Here is a 1,160-nt window from a genome sequence, read left to right on the forward strand (position 1 = left end):
CTCCGGATGAATATGATGATCTCATATCAGGAACTTGTTCGCACCTTCCCTAACCCAAACTCAGGATTGGGAGCAGTATGCCTGGAAAGGATATGTCACATTTAGAAAAATAGGGATTGGAAATAAAATCTTTGATTCCATTGATGCAATGCACGAAGATTATATCAATTTTGCGAAAGCATATATCAGATATCAACACTCATTGAAACCATTGAAAAATTATGGGGTTATTATGATGGCCTTGCGATGTCTCGAACAGGCCCTTTTGCAGGTTCAGAACACTGGTCTCATTTATAATGTTACAGCCGTTGTTTTCGATGAGGCAATGCAGATCGGGAGTAAATATTTTGAAGGTAACGTTTTAGCTAAATGTGGAATACAGCTTGAAAAAATATCAAAGTTTCTGTGTGAACATAATCTTGTGAAGTCAGGATATATCTCATGGAAAAACCATGTAAAACAGAAAGTCAAAAACAATTATCTTCCTGAGATTGAGGATTATCACCGAAGCGATAAGTTACCAGATGAAGAAGCATTGCTCGCTATTGCTGATATTTTTTCTCAAAATGATGAGTTACTGAGTCCAAGGGATAAGTTCACCAGTTCAGTATTTGCACTTCTACTTTGTTGTCCGAGCAGAATTTCTGAAATTTTAGCCTTACCTGCTGATTGTGAGATTACACAAATAGATGGCAAGGGTATCGAAAGATATGGTTTGAGATTTTATTCGGTAAAAGGGTATGGCCCTAATATCAAATGGATTCCACGGGTTATGATACCAGTTGCAAAGAAAGCGATTAGAAGATTACTTTCCTTATCACAAAATGCAAGAGCACTTGCTCACTGGTGCGAAAAGTACCCGGATAAATTTTACCGACATGAGCTTTGCCCAACAGTTGATGAAAAAGCTAAATTGACCGTTGTACAAGTTTGCCATGCACTGGGGTATAATTTATTTGATCATAAATCATGTGTTTTAAAAATTAAAAGAACGAGTTTGGATGGTGGGAAAAGTTTCTTAAACCACAATGATTACAACTATTCATTGAGTAATTTGTGGGAAATTATTAGTTCTAATTTTAGCAGAGATTTTCCATGGTATGATACCGTCATTCCGCAGCTAATTCCAGAATTTAAATAGCGTGATCTGGCGATCAGTT

Annotated in this window: 1 pseudogene; it reads left to right on the forward strand. The window is 36.7% G+C overall.

Annotated elements, in window-relative coordinates:
• Positions 1-49 precede the first annotated feature (49 nt).
• Positions 50-1,105, forward strand: a pseudogene (locus tag HX884_RS26530) (DNA-binding protein); the annotation flags it as partial.
• Positions 1,106-1,160 lie beyond the last annotated feature (55 nt).

The sequence above is a fragment of the Enterobacter sp. SECR19-1250 genome (assembly GCF_013391025.1).
Taxonomy (GTDB): domain Bacteria; phylum Pseudomonadota; class Gammaproteobacteria; order Enterobacterales; family Enterobacteriaceae; genus Enterobacter; species Enterobacter cloacae.